The following is a 21,076-nucleotide window of genomic DNA, read 5'->3' as shown; positions in this document are numbered from 1 at the left end:
GTACTGCCTCCGTAGCGAGTGACGCGCAGGTCTACCGACCTGATGATCATTGGTTTTGAACAAGTTACTAGAGAACCCTCCAAGAAAGAGGACCAAACATGAAGATAACCAAGAACATCGCACGCCTGGCAGTAACCGCCGGCCTCACAGCAGCGCTGAGCTTCGGCGGAGTAGTGACGCCAGTGGGTATGGCGTTTGCAGCGGGTACGCCTGTGGCTACGACGAGCGGTAATGTGACGATTGAAGATGGCGGCTACGAGGGTACGACCTTTAAGGGCATCAAGATTTTCTCCGCTACGGTTACGCAGGATCAGACAAGCGCCGATGTTTGGGACTCTACCGATGAGAAGACGCTGTCCGATATTACGTGGGCATCGGATGATGTGAAGGCCGCCGTTATAGGCGCGTTTACTGAAGGTGACGGCAAGCCGGAGGGTGATAACGCACAGACGTGGGCAGAATGGATTAATACTAAAACTGCGGGTGACTATGTGGATGGTACCGACCAGACTACCAAACTGAATGCGGGTACGACGCTTGACAGAATCGCCAGGGCGCTTGATGGCGAGAAGTGGACTAATCCAAAGAGCAGTACTGCGGGAACATTCGAGGGCATTGGTGCGGGCTACTGGCTCTTTGAAACACAGTCGGTCGGTAAAACCCCTGGAGCAGATGGAAGCGATGACGCCTATACCTCGCCGATCTTCACTGTCGTCGGTGGTGAAGAAGTAAAACCGGAGCCCAAGAAGAGCGTCCCCACGGTCGAGAAGAAGATTCTTGATGATAGCAAGGTGGCGAAAGACCTCAAGAAAGTGCCCGAGGGTGATTGGAAAGACGTTGCCGATTCCCAGATCGGCCAGATGGTGAACTACAGGCTCGCCGGCACTGTTGCAAGCAACTATGCCACTTTCGATAAGTATGCGTACAAGTTCACGGATGTGCTTTCCAACGGCCTTGATTACGATGACGAATCGGTTGAGGTGTATGCGCTGAACGGTTCTACCTACACCCTAATCGATAAGAGCAATTACCATGTAACGAAACCTGATACCAGCAATAAGAACACTCTTACGGTTGAGTTCAAGGTTGATGGAACCGATAAAGGCCTCAAGGACGTTAAGGGCGTAGATGCCAACACCACGATTGTTGTCTTCTACAGGGCGAAGCTCAACGCAAATGCAGTAATTGCGGGGGCCAACGGCGAGCTGGGTGGCAACCCCAACACCGTCACGCTCACGTACTCCAACAACCCCATGTCAGGTGGCACTGGCACTTCGGCGCCCGATACGGTCAAGGATTACACCTACGGCCTCAGGATCAACAAGGTCGACCTGGGTACCGAGAAGGCGCTCTCCGGCGCCAAGTTCACCATTACGACCACGGGCGATGAGGGGAAAACGACTGCGAAATATGTCGCGACGAACGGCACGTTGAGCGATGACAAAGTCGTTCATGAGACAGGTGATGATGGCTCAATTCGCCTCACCGGTCTTGATGCCGGCACCTATACCGTTACCGAGGAAGAAGCCCCCAATGGCTATACCGCGGTTTCGTCTTTCGAATTTACGATTGATCCGACAATTAATGATGAGGGCCACCAGGGCTACAAGCTGACAAAGCTTGAGGGAAGGCTTGATAGCAAGGGTCAGAACGACAAGGTCATCGCTGGCCTCACCGACGAAAAGTCTGGCGACAACAAGCTGACGAAGAAGGACAAATCGGAGAAGAATGCCGACGGCACCTTCAACATCACCGTTGGCGATACCAAGCAGATCAACCTCCCGCTCACCGGTCTCAACGGCGTGACGTTCACCTGGATTGCTGGTGGCGCGGTGCTGTGCATTGGCGTGACGCATCTTATCCGCAGCCGTAGGCGTGACGAGGGCTCTGAGGAGTAATCGTTCGTTTCGAATATCAACTAGAGACATGGAAAAGCGGGGCACCCGGTCGAATGTGATCGGGTGCCCCGCTTCGTTTGCGCAACCACCGCAAAGGTGCCTGTCCCCTTTGTGGTGGTTGTTGGCTAAGCGGTGGGGAGTTCCGGCGTATTAGCCGGCTGCTGCGGCTTGGGGTGGGCGTTGCGCCAGATGATTTGGATGACGTAGCCGAGTGTAAAGACGAAGGCCATGCCGCTGATGAAATCGCCTACGAGGGGGATTGCCGTAAGCGCACCCGCGGCGATGCCACCAGCGGCTGCCATGGCGTAGCGGTTCTGGCTGTGTCCGACCATGCGCGCGATCGCGCACCCTGCAAAGGCACTCGACACCAGCGCGATGCCAATAACACCGCACATGAGGGCTCCGGCAAGCGACAGACCAGCGATAGAGATAATTAGCAGTAGGACGGCGGGGACGACAGCAATCGTACCCAGAAGACCGCTCACCCACAGGGGCATGGGGCACTGGTGGAGCATACCGGCGGCGCTGACAGTCGCACGCGGAAAGACGAGCTCGAGCAGCAGAGCGACAAAGCAGGTCGAGAGTGCCGCGGCGACGATACCGCCGATGACATCGTTAACGGTGGAAGTATCTTCGTTCTCGGTGCGGTCGATCTTGAGGGCACCGACCTCGGCTCCCGCGGCACGCTCGGGGTCCTCGGAGACGTGCGCGTTCACGGTGCCGGTGATGCGGGCGTTCTTGCCCAGGATGAGTTTGTCGGCCCAAACCTCGACATCGCCCTCGACGGTGCCATCGATGGTCACCGTGTCGCCCGCAAGCGCTGCCGACTTGGTAGAGCCGCGCAGGGCAACCGTCTCGCCCATCGCGTAAAAACAGTTGGCGGCGCTGTCGGAATTGAGAACGACATGCTGGCCGGCAACGGTCACGCTGCCATCAACCGTAGTCTTGGCAATGTCGATGGTGCGCGCCGCCAAGCGGACGGCGCCGCCCACCGTGCAGTCGCGAATCGAGAGGGTATCGCCCGCGGCGATGATATCGCGGTCGATGGAGACATCGTCCAGTTCGAGACTCTGACCGGCCCAATACAGGTCGCCCTCGACACCGGACGGATTAGAGTCGTTGTCGGTTGCAAGTACGTTGCCTGCCGTGTCCGTGCCGGCGAACGACGCCGTGGGAAGTACGGTCAGCGCAAGCGCAATCAGTACGAATAGGAGGGCGATGCGGGCCTGCGCTTTGTGGCGCTTGGTCGACGGTTCTAGGTTGCAAGGCATAGTGAATCCTTCGTTAGATACTTGGCATATATCTAACAGGGTACCCAACGTGCGAGCGCTCTAAAAGAACCTCTCGGTTGCATTTCGAAGGGTCGTGCCGTGCTATCTACTTTTTGCGATGTAAAAAGTGCGCGATGTCTTCTTCGGTGGGGCTTTTGATGTCAAAGCGCAGCGAGAGCCAGCGCAGACCCATGGTCACGACAACGCATACGATCAGCGCGGCGACATTGCTCATGATGCCGCTCATAACGAGACACACATAGCTTGTCGATCCGGCGATGGCCGCGATGGCATAAAAGTTAGTGCGTTGGAAAATGCCCGGAACCACGCCCATAAAGCCGTCGCGCAGCATGCCGCCACCTACTGCGGTGAAGAAGCCCATCATGATGCAAACGACGGGCGCAAAGCCGTAGACCAGCGCCTTGTCTGCGCCGGTTGCCGCATAGATGCCGACCGAGATGATGTCGAGCAAGGGGATGAGTTTTTCGGGCTTGTCGACGATTGCCGGGAAAATGTAGATGATGGCTGCCGTGGCAATGGAAAGCGGCAGCGCCATTGGCTGGTTGAGGATGTAGACGTTGCCCACCTGCAGCGTCATGTCGCGCAAGAGACCGCCGCCCAGACCGCAGACCACCGCGAGCGCGACCGCGCCCACCAGGTCGAGCTTGTGCTCGCGCGCAACCAACACGCCCGAGATCGATGCCGCGACGACGGCGAACATCTCGAGCCAAAACGGGATGGCAACCATGGCATCCGAGGCGTGTGCGGTAACGATCATAGCGGCGGCAACGGGCAAGATGGGGTCCTTTGGGTTGTTGGTTTAGACAATGCCCGTACATAGTACATGTTCGGCGCCGATTGCGACCCTATTGCTCGGCAAACGGTCGGGACTGGGTGGGGGCGTGGCGTTGCTGGAATGCCAGGGGTCCAGAACATGTACGTCACGCTCCAAAAACGACATTTTCCGACATCTTTGAAGGCTGACGTACATGTTTGGATTGAGCTCACAGCATGAGTGAGTTGATTTACTCACATCCGGTATATTTCCCCACTTCAACGGACATAAGAGTTGGATACCGGCTCAGAGCGAGAGGCCCTCAATGGATACCCCTGTTCTCATTTCGCATAAAACTGCATGGCTTGTCCATCATGCACCCCAGAATTTGGTTCAGTCTCTTGCGCGGCACGACTACCAGATAGGCGCACAAGGCATTTCCACCCAACAACGCGTTGTGCGCATACGACAGGCGCTTACCGACTGCGGCATTCCGTCCGATATGCTCAAGACTATCGATATCTCGGTTGTATTCGAGTTCGAGCGAATTCGCACCAAAGGCGTCATTTGCCACATGCTTGGACAAAATCTTCCCTACGAGCATATTAACGAGTTGACGCCCGGAGTCTTTATCACCGACGAAGCCTTCACCTTCGTGCTCGCTGCCGAGTGGATGGATAGGATCGAATATCTCGAATATGGCTATGAAGTTTGCGGCGATTATCGCATGAGGCTCAATCCCGCCGACCCTTATACCGAGCAACCAGCCACCACCTCCAAGGATGAAATAACCGAACTGCTCGATCGGCACCCCGGCAAACCCGGTGCCACACGTGCACGGCTCGCGCTCAGGCACATCTACGATCACTCGGCCTCGCCTATGGAGACCGCTTCGGCAATTGCCCTCTCGCTCCCAACAAGCGAAGGCGGCGTTGGCATTAGAGGTATCGAACTCAACAAACCGCTCGAGATCCCTCAACGTCTCTGGCATTGCGCCAAAGCTCGAACACTCAAAATCGATGCGCTCGTGACCTATAAGCGCAGGGAGCTCGGTATCGAATATAAGGGCGGTTTTCACGATGAGCTCGAGCGCAAGGGAGCAGATGCGGAGCGAGAGGCCGTTCTCTCCCAAATGGGATATCGAATCGTTACGCTCACTTCGGCTCAGTTCGGCAGCCAGCTCGCCTTTCACCGCGCCATGAACAACATTCGCGAAGCACTCGGCATGCCTCGCTGTACCGACACCGGGTACCAGAGAAAACAAAACGAACTACGCAAGGCACTTATCCGCAACTGGAAAAGCATGCGAGACGAAGAGGCACCTTCCGAATAGTGCCGCTCCCGTGAGCTCAATCCAAACGTGTACGTCAGCCTCCAGAGATGTCGAAAAATGTCGGTTTTGGAGGGTGACGTACATGTTTTTGAGGGAGGGGCAGGTTCGAATCCCTCCTCCTCCGCCGTATTTGCTCGTAAGGGACTCTAAACAAAAAAAGCCCCCGTTTTCGGGAGCTTTCTCAACCAAAATGGCGGAGGAGGAGGGATTCGAACCCTCGTGACCTTATACAGGCCAAACGGTTTTCGAGACCGCCGCATTCAACCACTCTGCCACCCCTCCGCGTGGGGTAAAAACAAAGCAGGCTCGAAGGCCTGCTTTGGAATTAACTGGCGGAGAGTCAGGGATTTGAACCCTGGAGACGCTTTTGACGCCTACACGATTTCCAATCGTGCTCCTTCGGCCACTCGGACAACTCTCCGTTAAATGCGAAAGTCAGTATACACGAGGAATCGCAAAGTGCAAACAGAAAAGTTGGCATTTTTTAAAACGCTTGGCCGTGCTTGGCGCTGCAGTGGGGCTTGAGGTCCCAAAAAACGGCTTCCGACCAGCGTGGTTGATCAACTCAATTGTTCAAAAAAGGGTATTCATAAGCGACTTGGCAATGAATTTAAAAATCTTTGGGTGGTGCTGTGGGCCACTGGTATGCATTTTGCGACCACAGCCTTGTGCCCGCTGACCTGCGGCTTGGCTCAGCTTGTCCCCACGGCACCGTATCTTGAACACAGATCCGTCAAGCATTTGGTCAGCATTTGGTTGGAATGCGCATGAAGTGCCGTGTGAGCATGGACATATGTGGAGGTCATGAGGTTGTAGCTGCATATTCTTGCAGCCTAGGAGATTGAAAGATATTATTACCAAGTCTTTTCCTGCTTCAGGCGCACCTTCACGACCTGAAGCCACATTTGCCCAGAGGAGGTGACAATATGAAGGCTTATGAACTGCTGTTCTTTGTTGACCCGTCGCTCGACCCCGAGACTCGTCTCGCTGTTATGAAGCGTATCGATACCACGATCGCTGAGGGCGCTGGCAAGGTCGACTCCGTTGACGAGTGGGGCAAGCGCAAGCTCGCCTACGAGATCAACGACCTCACCGATGGTGACTACACCCTCATCAACTTCCACGCAGATCCTACCCAGATCGCCGAGCTTGATCGCGTCCTGCGCATCACCGACGCTGTGGTCCGCCACATGATCGTCCGTCGCGACGACCAGGAGTAAGACTGTCGTTTTGGACTGGGCTTGTGCCCCAAGAGGAAGTAGTGAGTTATGAGCATCAATCGAGTGAACATCACCGGTAACCTCACCCGCGATCCCGAGCTGCGCGCCACCGCCGGCGGAACCCAGGTTCTGTCCTTTGGCGTCGCCGTGAACGATCGTCGCCGCAACGCGCAGACTGGCGAGTGGGAGGACTATCCCAACTTTGTCGACTGCACCATGTTCGGCACCCGCGCCGAGGCCGTGAGCCGTTTCCTGGCAAAGGGAAACAAGGTCGCGATCGAGGGCAAGCTGCGCTACAGCTCTTGGGAGCGCGACGGCCAGCGCCGGAGCAAGCTTGAGGTCATCGTCGATGAGATCGAGTTTATGAGCTCCCGTGGTGGCCAGGGTGGCTACGACCAGGGCGGTTACGCCCCCGCAGCTCCCGCGCCCGCAGCACGTCCTGCCGCACCGGTGGCTACGCCGCCCGCGGTCGACGTCTACGATGAGGACATCCCGTTCTAAGGGTTGTTCACCTATTTTTGAGTGAGAGGCGGCTTCGGTTCGCCGAAGTTGCCAAACGAAAGGTATTTTGACATGGCTAATGATTTTTCTGCACGTCAGCCGCGTCGTAAGTACTGCCAGTTCTGCAAGGAGAACACTGAGTTCATCGACTATAAGGACACTCAGCTTCTCCGTAAGTACATGACCGACCGTGGCAAGATTAAGCCCCGTCGCGTCACTGGCGCTTGCACGCAGCATCAGCATGACATCGCCAACGCCATCAAGCGCGCCCGCGAGATGGCTCTCCTGCCGTACACCGTCCCCGTGGTTTCCTCTCGTGGCAACCGCGACCGCGGCTAAGAAGGGAGACGCATCATGAAGGTTATTCTTCTCGATGAGATCAAGGGCAAGGGCGGCGAGGGTGACGTCGTAGAGGTCGCTCAGGGTTACGCTGAGAACTTCCTGTTCCCCAAGAAGCTCGCTGTTGCCGCCACCAAGGGCAACCTCAAGCAGCTTGACGAGCGTCGCAACAACATCGCCAAGCGCGAGGCCGTCCGTCTGGCTACCGCCAACGAGACCAAGGCTGCCTTCGAGGGCAAGACGGTCACCGTTGACGTCAAGGTCGGCGACGAGGGCATCCTCTTTGGCTCCGTTACCGCCGCTATGATCGCTGACGCCATCAAGGCTCAGCTCGGTATGGACATCGACCGCAAGCGCGTCGAGCTCGGTAAGCCCATCAAGGTTGCCGGTGCCCACACCGTTGCCATCTCGCTGTACCGCGAGATCAAGGCCGAGGTTGTCGTTCTCGTCGGCGTTACCGCCGAGGAGCTCGCTGCCGAGGCTGAGGTCGAGGAGGCCGCTGAGGTCGCCGAGGCCGAGACCGCCGAGGTCGAGACTGAGGCTGCTGCCGAGTAGCATTTGCTGCAACGCAACAATCTTGTTCTAAGAAGGGCGCTCTGGGAAACCAGGGCGCCCTTTTGTTTTTTGCGCTGAGTGAGTGTCATGGTGAACGTTGCGTCGAAGTCCTATATACAGGACCGTTCATCCGTTTGGTTCGGTGATGATTGGCGGCGCGCGGCGCGTTTTGGGACCGTGGCTGATACTATGGATGCTCGCAAGCGATATGAATGAGGATGCTCATGGCATATGACGATAGGGAGACCGGGCTGACGGTTGAGGACCGCGGCTCCAAGTTGGGTCTTCCCCAAAACCAAGATGCAGAGGCCAATGTACTGGCCGCTATGCTGCTATCGCCCGAGGTGGTCGAAGAGGCCCAGGTCGAGCTGCAGCCCGATGACTTCTACCGGCCCATTCATAAGACCATCTATACCGCGATGGTCGATATGTACAACAGCCGCATTCCCATCGACTCCATCTCGCTGATCGATTACCTGCGAAGCATCAACAAGCTTGATGCCGTGGGCGGCGAGGCCTACATTTTGGAGTTGATGGGTCAGACCCTGTCGCTCGTCAACTGGCAGCACCATGCCGCTATCGTTCGCCGCGATTCGATGCTGCGTGAGCTGATCGGCGCCACCAACGAGATCAACGCGCTGGCCTATAACGCTCCCACCGATACCAAAGAGGTCGTGGAGCTGGCCGAGAGCAAGTTGCTCAAGGTCACGGCGCGCGAGGTCAAGTCGAGCTACAAGACGCTGACCGAGTTTATGGTCGAGGCCTATAACGAGGCCGAGGAAGTGTGCCAGGCAGGCGGCCAGGCTGCGGGCGTGCCCACGGGCTTCCCGTCGCTCGACCGCATGCTCATGGGTTTTCGCGAGGGCCAGCTCATCATCATCGGCGCCCGCCCTGCTGTGGGTAAGACGTCGTTCGCCCTGAATCTGGCGCTCAACGCTGCCGCGGCCGGTTATACCGTCGGCTTCTTCTCGCTGGAGATGTCGGGCAAGGAAATTGCCCAGCGTCTGATTTGCGCCTACGCCATGATTTCGATCAGTGACTTCCGCATGGGCCGCATTAGCCCCGAGCAGTGGGCCAATATCAACGAGGCCACGCAGACCTTGTCCAAGCTCGATATTCTGATTGACGATACGCCCGGCACCACAGTGACCGAGATTCGCGCCAAGAGCCGCCGCATGCTCCACAACAAGGAGAAGGCCATCATCATCCTGGACTACCTGCAGCTGGTGAGTCCTCCGCCGGGACGCCGCTCCGAGAGCCGTACCGTCGAGGTCTCCGAGATGTCGCGTGGTCTGAAGATCATGGCCAAGGAACTCAAGATCCCGCTCATCGCGCTGTCGCAGCTCTCGCGTCAGGTCGAATCCCGTACCGGCAAGCGCCCGCAGCTTTCCGACCTTCGTGAATCGGGCTCCATCGAGCAGGACGCCGATATCGTTATGTTCTTGGACCGCTCCGCCGACGAGGCCGAAGCCTCGCGCGACGATCGACCCGACGAGGGCGTTACGCGTATCGTCGTGGCCAAGAACCGTTCGGGCCCGATCGGCGACGTCGACCTGATGTTCCTGCCGGCATCCACCAAGTTCTATGAGCTTGATGGGGCACATGCCGAGGAGTAGGACAGGCGCCCGTTGCACGGGTATACTGGGAATGTTTTGTGCTTCTGCGTGCCGGCGTGGCGCGTAGACAGTCCATGAATGTAAGGAGTAAACATGCCGTCAACCGTTTTGGTCGGTGCCCAGTGGGGCGATGAGGGCAAGGGTAAGATCTGCGACCTGGTCGCCGGCGACTTCGATGCCGTCGTGCGCTACTCGGGCGGCAACAACGCCGGTCACACCATCGTCGTCAACGGCAAGAAGTACGGCCTGCACCAGGTGCCCTCCGGCATCATGTATTCCGACCACGTGTCGGTGATCGGTAACGGCTGCGTCGTCAACCCCAAGGTTGTCCTTGAGGAGATCGACATGTTCGAGGCCGACGGCATCACCACCAAGAACCTCAAGATTAGCGGCAACGCGCATGTCATCATGCCGTACCACATCGATCTGGATGGCGCCTTTGAGCAGAAGCTCGGCAAGAAGAACATCGGTACCACCAAGCGCGGTATCGGTCCGTGCTATCAGGACAAGATGGCCCGCATCGGCCTGCGCATGCAGGACATGCTGGACGAGGCACTGTTCCGCGACAAGCTGGAGACCGCTCTCGCCCGCGTGAACCCTGAGCTCGAGCTCATCTACAACCTGCCCACCTACACCGTGGACCAGATTTGCGACGAGTACCTGCCGATGGCCGAGCGCCTGCGCCCCTACATCACCGAGACGAGCCTGCTGCTCAACAACATGATCGATGAGGGCAAGGACCTGCTGTTTGAGGGCGCCCAGGCGACGCTGCTCGACATCGACCACGGCACCTATCCGTACGTGACGTCTTCTAACTGCACCGCCGGCGGCGCCATCACCGGTTCCGGCGTGGGCATGAAGAACGTCGACCGCGTGCTGGGCGTCATGAAGGCCTACATCACCCGCGTCGGTTCGGGCCCCATGCCCACCGAGCTTTCCTATGAGTCCGAGGCCGGCCACACGCTGACCGAGGAGGGCTATGAGTACGGCGTGACCACCGGTCGCCGTCGTCGTTGCGGCTGGTTTGACGGCCCTATCGCCAACTATGCCTCGCGCGTCAACGGCCTCACCGACATCGCCGTGACCAAGCTTGACGTGCTTTCGGCTTTCGACACCATCAAGGTGTGCGTGGCCTACGACGTCGATGGCGAGCGCTACACCAGCGTGCCCGAGCATCAGGTGCGCTTTGAGCATGCCAAGCCCATCTACGAGGAGCTCCCCGGCTGGAAGTGCGACATCACCGGTTGCCGCAGCTTTGATGAGCTGCCGCAGGAGGCTCAGGACTACGTGGCGTTTATCGAGGATCTGGCACACACCCGCGTGACGTTTATTGGCGTTGGCGCTGGTCGCGAGCAGATCATCAACCGATTCTGGAAGTAATCGGGACTATTTGGTTATTGCGATATACCCCTTTGCAGCCCGGACGGGCGGCCGAGGGGTATATTTGCTTGCAAAGGGCTCGTGCGGAGCGGGCCATTCATCCATAGAGGAGGCACCCTTGAAGGCGGACACTCAAACCATCGACATCCTGTTGTTGGGCAGCGGCGGCCGTGAGCATGCTTTGGCAGCTAAGCTCGCAGCATCACCGCGCGCCGGCAAGCTCTACATCGCGCCGGGCAACGGCGGCACCGCGAGCTGCGGCGAGAACGTTGTTCTCGACGACTGCGATCCTGCGGCCGTGGCGGCGTTTGCGCAGAGCCACGGATGCGGACTCGTGGTAATTGGTCCCGAGGCTCCGCTCGTGGCGGGCGTGGCCGACGCCGTGCGCGCGGCGGGTATTCCCTGCTTTGGCCCGGGTGCCGAGGGCGCCCAGATGGAGGGCTCCAAGCTGTTCTCCAAGCAGCTCATGGAGCGTGCGGGCATTCCGACGGCAGCCTATGGTTCGTTTACCGACGAGGCTTCGGCTCTCGCCTACGTGCGCGAGCAGGGCGCTCCGCTGGTCGTGAAGGCCGACGGCCTTGCCGCGGGCAAGGGCGTTATCGTGGCGACCGAACTTGAGCAGGCCGAGGAGGCCGTGCGCGAGTGCTTTGGCGGCACCTTTGGCGATGCCGGCAACACCGTGGTTATCGAGGAGATGCTCGTTGGTCCCGAGTGCTCACTGCTCGCCTTTACCGACGGCAAGACCGTGCGCCCCATGGCCACCTCGCAGGACCACAAGCGCGCCCTCGAGGGCGACAAGGGCCCCAACACCGGCGGCATGGGCGTCTACAGCCCGGTGCCCATCGTGACCGACGAGGAGCACGCCACCATGGTGGCGGTCATGGAGCAGACCGTTGCCGAGCTTGCTGCCGAGGGCATCGACTACCGCGGCTGCCTGTATGGCGGCTTTATGCTCACGCCTGCCGGCCCCAAGGTGCTGGAGTTCAATGCCCGCTTTGGCGACCCCGAGACGCAGGTCGTGCTGCCGCGCCTTAAGAACGACCTGGTTGAGGTCATGCTCGCCTGCGCCAACTGCGAGCTCGATCAGATTGAGCTCGACTGGCGTGACGAGTGGGCCGTGGCCGTTGTCCTGACGAGCGCGGGCTATCCCGGCAGCTACGAGAAGGGCAAGGTCATCACTGGTATTGAGGATGCCGAGGCCATGGAGAACGTGACCGTGTACCACGCGGGCACCGCCGTGGTGGATGGCCAGCTCGTGACCAACGGCGGCCGCGTGCTTGCCGTAACCGCTCTGGGTGACACGTTCGAGAACGCTCGCAACCTTGCCTACGAGGCCTGCGAGAAGATTGATTTTGAAGGCAAGACCCTGCGCCACGACATCGGCCTGCGCGCGCTGCGCGGCCGCGACGCCTGGGATGCCTAAAATCCGAGAGGAATGAGACGGATGGACGAGAAGAACGAAGAGCTCGTGGATGCGCAGATCGTTGAAGAGGACAGCCGCATGTATGGGCACGCCGAGGGCGAGCCTGGTGGCGAGGTCGCTGACGAGCCGGCGCTGGTGTTGGGCGACGACGACCCGCACGATGTCGAGCTGCACGAGAAGATTCTTTCGGAGGAGTGTGCCTGGAAGGGCAAGATCCTCGATGTCCACCGTCTTGAGGTTGAGCTGCCCAACGGTCGCCGCAGCGCCCGCGATATCGTTCGCCATCCGGGTGCGGCGGCCGTTGTGGCGCTGACCGAGAGTGGCAAGATCGTACTGGTGCGTCAGTACCGCACCGCCATCGACCGCGTGACGGTCGAGATTCCCGCCGGCAAGCTCGATCCAGGCGAGGACCCGCTCGATTGCGCCAAGCGCGAACTGCATGAGGAGACGGGCTTTAGGGCTGGTCGTATTCGCTTTTTGACGTCGATTGTCACGTCCTGTGGTTTTTGCGATGAGATCATCCACGTCTACTTGGCTACCAAGCTCGAGTTTGATGCGCCCAACCCCGATGATGACGAGTTTGTCAACGTGGACCTGGTGCCGCTGCACGAGCTGATCGACGCCGTGCTCGACGGCAAGATCGAAGACGCCAAGACCGTCGTGGGCGCCTTGGCCTGCGATAGCATCGCGCACCGCTTGGGCGGGGCCGAGCTCTAGGTTACGCGGTTTTACCAAACCGCGTAACGAGTCGACGCTGCAAACGCCCCTAAGCGGCAATCTGCCTTTCAATCGTCGCTCGCGTACCGAAGTACGCGTCGCTCCTCTTTCAAGGCACCTTGCTCGCTTAGGGACGTTTTCGCTGACGCTGCCAGAACATCGGCGTTATGCTTGTTGGGACGCTTTGTTTTCAGCCTGACCGGTTCAACCGGATTTCTCACGCTATTTATTTCTCTTCGAGGATTGCATGTTTAAAAGGTTTCTCTCGTATTACGAGCCCCAGATGGGGCTTTTTGTTGCCGATACTGTTTGCGCTCTGGTGCTTGCTGCCATTGACCTTGCGTTTCCTATTATTCTGCGCAATTTGACCGGTGGGCTCTTTACTCAGGGTCAGGCTGTCATTATGCAGGCGCTCGGCATGATTGCGGTGGGCTTGGTGCTGATGTATGCCGTCCGCTGCGCCTGCCGCTATTTTGTGAGCTATTGGGGCCACGTGATGGGCGCGCGCATGGAGTCCAAGATGCGCGAGGACCTGTTCGACCAGTATGAGCGCTTCAGCTTTGCGTACTTCGACCGCAACAGCTCGGGCGACATGATGAGCCGCGTGGTCAACGACCTGTTCGATATCTGCGAGGCGGCGCATCACGTGCCCGAGTGGATCATCATCTGCGGCATCGAGATTATCGGCTCGTTTGTGATCCTCTTTACCATCGCCCCGGTGCTGGCGCTTGCCATGGCTGTGGTGACAGCAGCATTTGCGGTCATCATGTTTTGGCAGAACATGCGCATGCGCGAGGTCTTTAGCGACAGCCGCAAAAAGATCAGCGGCATCAATGCGCAGCTGCAGGATTCGCTGGCGGGCATGCGCGTGGTCAAGAGCTTTGCCAATGAGGAGACCGAACGCTTCAAGTTCCGCGCCTCCAACAATCGCTATCTTTCGTCCAAGGAGAACATGTATCACGCCATGGGCGTCTATACTGCGACGTATGGCCTGCTCTCGGGTGTGCTCTATGTGATCGTGGTACTGCTGGGCGGCTGGCTGGTCGCCCAGGGACAGCTGCAGGCGGTCGATATGGCGACCTTTGCGCTCTATATTTCGCTGTTCTGCACGCCGCTCGAGACACTCGTCAATTCGGCCGAAACGTATCAGAAGGCCATCGCCGGCTTTAAGCGCATGGACGAGGTACTCTCGACCGCGCCGGATATCCAGGACAAGCCGGGCGCCACGGATCTGCAGGTGACCGCCGGCGCCGTGGATTATCACGACGTGTGCTTTAACTACGAGGACGTTGAGCTGGGCGAGGGCGATGCCGAAGAGCGTCCCGTTATCGACCATATGAATCTGTCCATCAAGCCCGGGCAGACCATCGCTTTGGTTGGTCCTTCGGGCGGTGGCAAGTCCACGACCTGTTCGCTGCTGCCGCGCTTTTATGACGTGGCTGCCGGATCCATTAGCATCGACGGCCAGGACGTGCGCGATGTGACGCAGCAGAGCCTGCGCCGCGCCATCGGCCTGGTGCAGCAGGATGTCTATCTATTTGACGGTACGATTGGCGAGAACATCGCCTATGGCAAGCCGGGCGCTACGGCTGAAGAGATCGCCGAGGCCGCCCGTCGCGCCAACATCGATGCCTTTATCGAGTCGCTTCCACAGGGCTATGACACGGTCGTGGGCGAGCGCGGCAGCCGTCTTTCGGGCGGACAGAAGCAGCGTGTTGCCATCGCGCGCGTGTTTCTCAAGAACCCCAAGATCCTTATTTTGGATGAGGCGACGAGTGCTTTGGATAACGAGAGCGAGGAGGCGGTGCAGGAGTCGCTCGAAGAGCTGGCACGCGGCCGCACCACGATTATCATCGCCCACCGTCTTTCGACCATTAAGCATGCCGATGAGATCGCGACCGTTGAGCATGGTCGCGTTGTGGAGCGTGGCACGCACGAGGAGCTTCTCGCCCGTGGCGGCACTTATGCCCGTTACTATCGAATGCAGTTCGAAGGTGCGCGTGCGCACGAGCTCGACTGATTGATATGACAGGAAGTTTATGGCTGACAAGAACCCTTTGACTCCGGAAGAAGTGACGGAGTTATTCTCCGAAATCGATGCATCCGGTGTCTTGGATCCCACGCTTGCCAAAAAGCGCACCGAGCGCATGCGTGAGAAGGAGGCTGCGGCCAAGCGCGGTGACAAAGCGGCGCTAGCGCAGCTGCGCAGCGAGGACCGCGCGAGCCAGGCAAAACATATCGACCCGCTGTCCGAGGACGATCCTTCGGGCTCGCAGGTGAGCCATACCATTACGAAGACCGCGATGGCCGTAGTCATTGGTATTTTGGTGCTGATCGTGGGCATGCAGATCGGCTACGGCGTGATGCGCCGTCTGAATACCGCCAACCTGTCCGAGAGCGTTTCGGTCGATACCGTTTCGACGGCGCTGAAGGGCGGCCTCGAGTGGGGCAACGGCTTTACGCAGTTCCCGCTCGACTTTACCGTCGATGAAGCCGATGAGCGTACGGGCACGGTTGAGGTGACGGTGTTGGACACGTCGTCTGCCAATGAGCTCGAGCTGCTGTCCAACGGGCAGATCCAGGCCGCGGCGCTTGCGACCAACGCCCTGCTCAACGACAAGATTGACCGCGTGGTGTATAACGTTCACGCCTATATCGACGAGGATAGCAACATTCAGCACGATTCCTTTTTTGGCATGTTCCCCGCGCGGGGTCATCAGAGCGCCATTTTGACGTTTGTGTGGACCAAGAGCTCATCCAACGCCACGAATATCGACTGGAAGATGCGCATCGTGAGTATGGACGACACCATTGCCGAGCGCATTCAAAAACAGGTGAACTCGGTTTCGTCGCTGATCGAGGACCCGGTGGTGAGCCAGACCAAGATTGACGAGGAAAAGGCCGAACGTGACCTGGAGCATCGTCTGCATGGCCGCGAGATTTTCCGCGGCGGCAAGCCCGATCGCTCACCGTCCGATCTGCTGGAACAGGACAAGAAAAAGTAAGACGCCATCATCCCGCGTGAGCCACAAGCCCCGCGGGATGATTTTTCTGGGACGGGGATTAAATAATCATTATGCATAGAAAGTCATAATTATCATTTCGTAAACAATTTGATGAAATTAACGCCATGAGGCATGCTTGCGGTTACAATACCGCGAGGCCTAACTACACACCTTTAAGCCGGTCCTGTGAGACCGGGAAGGAGAATTATGGCGAACAACCATACCGCGGGCGCTGCCGCCCGCACCTTCGCGCCCAGCGAGCTTTGCCAGCATATGCTGGCCAAAACCAGCAAGGGCACCTGCGGTCCCTGTATCCTGTATCTTGAGGATGGGACCATTTTTTATGGACGTGCATGCGGCGCCGAGGGCACCGCGACCGGCGAAGTCTGCTTCAACACCTCGCTCGAGGGCTACTTTGAGGTCATGACCGACCCGAGTTATGCCGGCCAAATTGTAACCATGACCTATCCGCAGATCGGCAATTACGGTATCGACGAGACCGATGTCCAGTCGGCCTTCCCTGGCGACGCCGTGCGCCCTGCGAGCGCTCCGGCTATGCGCGGCATGATCGTTCGCGACATGTGCGCCACGCCTTCTAACTGGCGCTCGGCCGTCAGCGTGCCGGAGTACCTGCGCGCTCACGGCATCGTCGCTATCGAGGGTGTCGACACCCGCGCTCTGGTGCGCCATCTGCGCGACAATGGTTCCAAAATGGGCATTATCTCGACCGAGATCTTCGACGTCGACGAGCTTGCCGAGCGTCTGGCCGCAGCGCCCACGCTGGTAGGCGAGAACCTGGTCAAGACCGTAAGTTGCCCCGCGCCTTACGAGTTTGTGGCCGCCGACCTGCCTGCCACGCATGACTTTGCGCTTGCGGTTGCCGCTCCTGCCCGTCACAAAGTGGTCGCCTACGACTGCGGTGTGAAGCGCGGCATTCTGGAGGGGCTGGTCCGCGCCGGCTGCGACCTTACCGTCGTGCCGTGGGATACTCCCGCCCAGCAGGTGCTCGAGATGAATCCCGATGGCGTCTTTTTGTCCAACGGCCCCGGCGACCCCGACGCCGTGGTGGAGACCTACGAGCAGGTGCAGCAGCTGATCGGCAAGGTGCCGGTCTTTGGTATTTGCCTAGGTCACCAGATGATCAGCTTGGCCTGCGGCGCCCAAATGGAAAAGCTTAAATTCGGTCACCGTGGCGGTAACCAGCCGGTTATGAATCTGGTGAGCCGTCGCGTGGAGATCACCGCGCAAAACCACGGCTTTGGCCTGCTGTTCCCCAGTCTGGGCAAACTGATTCCGGAGCTTTCCGGCGGCGAAACCGAGCATGCGGCCGATGGCGACCTGCGCGCCTGGGTGCGCCGCGGTATCGCGCCGGTCGTGATGAACGAGCGCTTTGGCCGCATTCGCCTGACACATGTGAACCTCAACGACGGCACCGCCGAGGGCATCCAGCTGCTCGACGCCCCGTGCTTCTCGGTCCAATACCACCCCGAGGCTTCGCCCGGCCCCACCGATGCCCACTATCTCTTTACCGCCTTTACGCGACTCATGGACGGCGAGGAGAACTACCTGGACATCGACACCGCGAAGGACCGCCTCGCCGGCTGGAATTTCGCCGAGTCCGAGAACGCTGCGACCGAGGAGAACTAACATGCCTAAACGTACTGACATCAAGCGCATCCTCGTTATTGGTTCGGGCCCCATCGTTATCGGTCAGGCCTGCGAGTTCGACTACTCCGGCGCCCAGGCCTGCAAGGTGCTCAAGGAGGATGGCTTTGAGGTCATCCTGGTCAACTCCAATCCGGCGACCATCATGACCGACCCGGGCTTGGCTGACCGCACCTATGTTGAGCCTATCACCGCCGAGTTTATCGAGCGCGTGATCAAGAAAGAGCACCCGGACGCGCTGCTGCCCACGCTGGGCGGCCAGACCGGTCTGAACGCCGCCGTCGAGCTGGCAAAGGACGGCACGCTCGACAAGTACGGCGTCGAGATGATCGGTTGCGACCTGGCCGCCATCGAGCACGGCGAGGACCGCAAGCTCTTTAACGAGGCCATGGCCGAGATCGGCCTGGAGGTCGCGCGCTCGGGCTACGCCTATAGCGTGGCTGACGCCGAGGCCATCGCCGAGCGCGTGGGCTATCCCTGCGTGCTGCGTCCGAGCTTTACCCTCGGCGGTGCCGGCGGCGGCATCGCGCATACCCATGAGGAGCTCGTCTCTATCGTGAGCCAGGGCCTCGAGCTTTCGCCTGCCCACGAGGTGCTGGTCGAGGAGTCCATCGAGGGCTGGAAAGAGTACGAGATGGAGGTCATGCGCGACCACGCCGGCAACGGCATCATCGTGTGCTCCATCGAGAACCTCGATCCCATGGGCGTGCATACCGGCGACTCCATCACGGTGGCACCGGCGCAGACCCTCTCCGACCTTGAGTATCAGCGCATGCGTGTCGCCTCGCTCGCCATCTTGGAAAAGATCGGCGTCGAGACCGGCGGCTCCAACGTGCAGTTTGCCGTGAACCCCCAGACCGGCCGTCTGATCGTCATCGAGATGAACCCGCGCGTGAGCCGTTCGTCCGCACTGGCCTCCAAGGCCACGGGCTTCCCCATCGCCAAGGCCGCCGCTCGCCTGGCCGTGGGCTACACGCTCGACGAGATCGTCAACGACATCACCAAGGCAACGCCCGCCTGCTTTGAGCCCACAATCGACTACTGCGTCGTCAAGGTGCCGCGCTTTGCCTTCGAGAAGTTTAAGGGCACTGATCCTACGCTCACCACGCGCATGAAGGCCGTGGGCGAGATTATGGCGATCGGCCGCACCTTTGAGGAGGCCTTCGGCAAGGCCATGCGCTCACTGGAGGACGGGCATCAGGGCATTTGTGCCGGTGGCAAGGAGGGTGCCGACAAGCTGAGCGACGATGAGCTCGCTCAGGCCGTGGCAACCCCGACCGAGCACCGCATCTTCTTTGTGGTCGAGGCCCTGCGCCGTGGCTGGGACATCGCCCGCATCCACGCCATCTGCGGTATCGATCCGTGGTACCTCAACCGCATCAACGACATGGTGCAGGTCCAGGAGAGCATCCGCGGCCTGCGTGTGGAGGATATCGACGCCGACGCGATGCGCCTGCTCAAGCAGTATGGTACGAGCGACGCCGAGATCGCCGCGTTGACCGGCTCGGACGAGCGCTTTGTGCGCGCCTATCGCAAGGGTCTGGGCGTGGTTCCCAGCATGAAGACGGTCGATACCTGCGCTGCGGAGTTCTCGAGCGCCACGGAGTACCACTACAAGACGTACGAGAACATCTACCGCACGAGCCCGGACGCCAAAAAGTGCGTGGCTCCCGACGAGACCACGCCGGCGGACAAGCCCAAGGCGATGATCCTGGGCGCCGGCCCCAACCGTATCGGCCAGGGCATCGAGTTCGATTACTGCTGCGTGCACGCGAGCTACGCGCTGGCGGCCCGCGGCTTTGAGACCATCATGGTCAACTGCAACCCCGAGACCGTCTCGACTGACTACGACACCTCGGACCGCTTGTACTTTGAGCCGCTCACCTACGAGGACGTCATGGATGTCATCGATGTTGAGCGTCCCGACGGCGTCGTGGTGACGCTCGGTGGCCAGACCCCGCTTAAGCTGGCGCGCATGCTCGAGGAGAGCGGCGTGAACATTATGGGCACCAAGCCCGATGCCATCGACTTTGCCGAGGACCGCGAGCGCTTCGCCGCTCTGCTCGACAAGCTGGGCATCATGTACCCGCCGGCGGGCCAGGCCACCTCGTTTGAGGAGGCCGAGGCCGTGGCCGCGCACATCGGCTATCCGCTTCTGGTGCGTCCGAGCTATGTGTTGGGCGGCCGCGGCATGATGATCGCCTACGATGCCGAGCATCTGCGCGATTACATGGCAGAGGCTGCGCGCATTAGCCCCGACTACCCGGTGTACCTCGATCGCTTCCTGGAGGGTGCGATTGAGTCCGATGTCGATGCCCTGTGCGACGGCGAAGAGGTCTACATCGGCGGCATCCTGGAGCATATTGAGGAGGCCGGTATTCACTCCGGCGACTCTGCGACCTGCATCCCGCCGTTCAGCTTTAGCGAGAGCCTGCAGGCGAAGCTCCGCGAGACCACGCGCCGCATCGCGATGGCGCTGGGCGTACGCGGCCTGGTCAACGTGCAGTATGCCATCAAGGGCGAGACCGTCTACGTGATCGAGGCCAACCCGCGTGCCAGCCGTACCGTGCCGTTTATCTCCAAGGCCACCGGCGTGCCGCTGGCCAAGTGCGCGGCGCGTATCATGGCGGGCGATTCCATCGCGAGCTTGGGCCTGCCGAGCGATGAGCGTCAGCTGGACTGGTTCTGCATGAAGGAAGCCGTTATGCCCTGGGGCCGTTTCCCGGGCGCCGACGTTATCCTGGGGCCCGAGATGAAGTCGACGGGCGAGGTCATGGGTATCGCCAAGAGCTATCCCGAGGCATACGCCAAGACGCAGCTGGCGATCGACTACAAGCTGCCCGACCCGAGCGCCGGCAAGGTGTTCATTAGCGTGTGCGACCGCGACAAGCGTCATATCCTTTCGGTTGCGCGCATCCTTCGCTACCTGGGCTTTGATATCTGCTCCACCGAGGGTACGGCGCGCGTGCTGCGCGGCGGCAACGTGACCTGCGAGGTCGTGGAGAAGATTAGCGGCCCGCACGACGGCGAGCGTCCCAACATCGGTGACCTCATCGCCGATGGCAAGATTGCGGTAATCATCAACACGCCGTACGGCCCGGGTTCGCGTGGCGACGGCTACCTGCTACGTACCGAGGCCGTGCGCCGCGGCGTGACCTGCGTGACGGCGATGTCTGCGGCCAACACGTACGTGAGTGCCATCGAGGCCGTGCGCGAGGACCAGCAGGGTCACGGCAGCGCCAACGACATGGGCATGGACGTCATCGCCCTGCAGGACCTGCCGCAGCATACGGTGTAGGTTGAACTGGCCGGCCGGGGCGGAGGGGGCTGAGTTTCCCCCTTCGCTCCGGCTGCAAGCAGAGTCGCTCAGTGGGAAAC

At 59.8% G+C, this 21,076-nt stretch carries 16 protein-coding genes and 2 tRNA genes; 14 read left to right on the top strand and 4 right to left on the bottom strand.

Annotation, left to right across the window (positions count from 1 at the left end; translation table 11 throughout):
- The first annotated feature begins 98 nt into the window (after nucleotides 1–98).
- Complete coding sequence (locus DW850_RS08770; RefSeq protein WP_117786846.1) at nucleotides 99–1,898, top strand: isopeptide-forming domain-containing fimbrial protein; 1,800 nt, start codon at nucleotides 99–101, stop codon at nucleotides 1,896–1,898.
- A gap of 125 nt (nucleotides 1,899–2,023) precedes the next feature.
- Here DW850_RS08770 and DW850_RS08765 read toward each other — a convergent pair whose 3' ends face one another.
- Together DW850_RS08765 and DW850_RS08760 are read right to left on the bottom strand one after the other, a co-directional pair.
- Nucleotides 2,024–3,169 (bottom strand): polymer-forming cytoskeletal protein, encoded by a 1,146-nt coding sequence (locus DW850_RS08765; RefSeq protein ID WP_117786845.1) that lies wholly within the window; start codon nucleotides 3,167–3,169, stop codon nucleotides 2,024–2,026.
- Nucleotides 3,170–3,275: 106 nt separating this feature from the next.
- Complete coding sequence (locus DW850_RS08760) at nucleotides 3,276–3,965, bottom strand: trimeric intracellular cation channel family protein (protein ID WP_233540651.1); 690 nt, start codon at nucleotides 3,963–3,965, stop codon at nucleotides 3,276–3,278.
- A gap of 304 nt (nucleotides 3,966–4,269) precedes the next feature.
- On the opposite strand from DW850_RS08760, the gene DW850_RS08755 reads away from it, so the two are divergent.
- Nucleotides 4,270–5,277 carry a hypothetical protein gene (locus tag DW850_RS08755; RefSeq protein WP_117786844.1) on the top strand — a complete coding sequence of 336 codons (1,008 nt, stop codon included), beginning with the start codon at nucleotides 4,270–4,272 and terminating at the stop codon, nucleotides 5,275–5,277.
- A 191-nt stretch (nucleotides 5,278–5,468) separates the two neighbouring features.
- Here the strand turns inward: DW850_RS08755 and DW850_RS08750 are convergent.
- A tRNA-Ser gene (locus DW850_RS08750) sits at nucleotides 5,469–5,559 on the bottom strand.
- Nucleotides 5,560–5,607: 48 nt separating this feature from the next.
- Nucleotides 5,608–5,698: transfer RNA gene (locus DW850_RS08745), tRNA-Ser, on the bottom strand.
- A 505-nt stretch (nucleotides 5,699–6,203) separates the two neighbouring features.
- On the opposite strand from DW850_RS08745, the gene rpsF reads away from it, so the two are divergent.
- From rpsF to carB, 12 genes are all read left to right on the top strand, one after another.
- The gene (rpsF, locus tag DW850_RS08740; RefSeq protein WP_006235831.1) at nucleotides 6,204–6,497 is read left to right on the top strand and encodes a 30S ribosomal protein S6; all 294 of its coding nucleotides are present in this window, start codon (nucleotides 6,204–6,206) and stop codon (nucleotides 6,495–6,497) included.
- Between the two features lie 48 nt (nucleotides 6,498–6,545).
- Nucleotides 6,546–6,998: a single-stranded DNA-binding protein gene (locus DW850_RS08735; RefSeq protein WP_006235830.1), complete on the top strand. Its 453-nt coding sequence runs from the start codon at nucleotides 6,546–6,548 to the stop codon at nucleotides 6,996–6,998.
- Between the two features lie 72 nt (nucleotides 6,999–7,070).
- On the top strand, nucleotides 7,071–7,337 hold the full coding sequence (gene rpsR, locus DW850_RS08730) for a 30S ribosomal protein S18 (protein WP_006235829.1): 267 nt from the start codon (nucleotides 7,071–7,073) through the stop codon (nucleotides 7,335–7,337).
- 15 nt (nucleotides 7,338–7,352) lie between these two features.
- Nucleotides 7,353–7,892 carry a 50S ribosomal protein L9 gene (gene rplI / locus DW850_RS08725; RefSeq protein WP_022094073.1) on the top strand — a complete coding sequence of 180 codons (540 nt, stop codon included), beginning with the start codon at nucleotides 7,353–7,355 and terminating at the stop codon, nucleotides 7,890–7,892.
- 218 nt (nucleotides 7,893–8,110) lie between these two features.
- Complete coding sequence (gene dnaB, locus DW850_RS08720) at nucleotides 8,111–9,508, top strand: replicative DNA helicase (RefSeq protein ID WP_006235827.1); 1,398 nt, start codon at nucleotides 8,111–8,113, stop codon at nucleotides 9,506–9,508.
- Between the two features lie 93 nt (nucleotides 9,509–9,601).
- Nucleotides 9,602–10,888 carry an adenylosuccinate synthase gene (locus DW850_RS08715; protein ID WP_022094075.1) on the top strand — a complete coding sequence of 429 codons (1,287 nt, stop codon included), beginning with the start codon at nucleotides 9,602–9,604 and terminating at the stop codon, nucleotides 10,886–10,888.
- A 118-nt stretch (nucleotides 10,889–11,006) separates the two neighbouring features.
- The gene (gene purD / locus DW850_RS08710) at nucleotides 11,007–12,311 is read left to right on the top strand and encodes a phosphoribosylamine--glycine ligase (protein WP_117786843.1); all 1,305 of its coding nucleotides are present in this window, start codon (nucleotides 11,007–11,009) and stop codon (nucleotides 12,309–12,311) included.
- Nucleotides 12,312–12,332: 21 nt separating this feature from the next.
- A complete protein-coding gene (locus DW850_RS08705) occupies nucleotides 12,333–13,028 on the top strand; it encodes an NUDIX domain-containing protein (protein ID WP_199575665.1) in 696 nt (231 codons plus the stop codon).
- Nucleotides 13,029–13,275: 247 nt separating this feature from the next.
- A complete protein-coding gene (locus DW850_RS08700; RefSeq protein ID WP_117759745.1) occupies nucleotides 13,276–15,048 on the top strand; it encodes an ABC transporter ATP-binding protein in 1,773 nt (590 codons plus the stop codon).
- 19 nt (nucleotides 15,049–15,067) lie between these two features.
- Nucleotides 15,068–16,033 carry a hypothetical protein gene (locus DW850_RS08695; protein WP_117786842.1) on the top strand — a complete coding sequence of 322 codons (966 nt, stop codon included), beginning with the start codon at nucleotides 15,068–15,070 and terminating at the stop codon, nucleotides 16,031–16,033.
- Nucleotides 16,034–16,240: 207 nt separating this feature from the next.
- Nucleotides 16,241–17,680: a glutamine-hydrolyzing carbamoyl-phosphate synthase small subunit gene (carA, locus tag DW850_RS08690; RefSeq protein WP_117786841.1), complete on the top strand. Its 1,440-nt coding sequence runs from the start codon at nucleotides 16,241–16,243 to the stop codon at nucleotides 17,678–17,680.
- Between the two features lies 1 nt (nucleotide 17,681).
- On the top strand, nucleotides 17,682–20,996 hold the full coding sequence (carB, locus tag DW850_RS08685; protein WP_117786840.1) for a carbamoyl-phosphate synthase large subunit: 3,315 nt from the start codon (nucleotides 17,682–17,684) through the stop codon (nucleotides 20,994–20,996).
- Nucleotides 20,997–21,076 lie beyond the last annotated feature (80 nt).

Source organism: Collinsella sp. AM36-4AA (assembly GCF_003467795.1).
Classification (GTDB): Bacteria; Actinomycetota; Coriobacteriia; order Coriobacteriales; family Coriobacteriaceae; genus Collinsella.
This window is presented reverse-complemented; position numbering and strand designations above follow the sequence as displayed.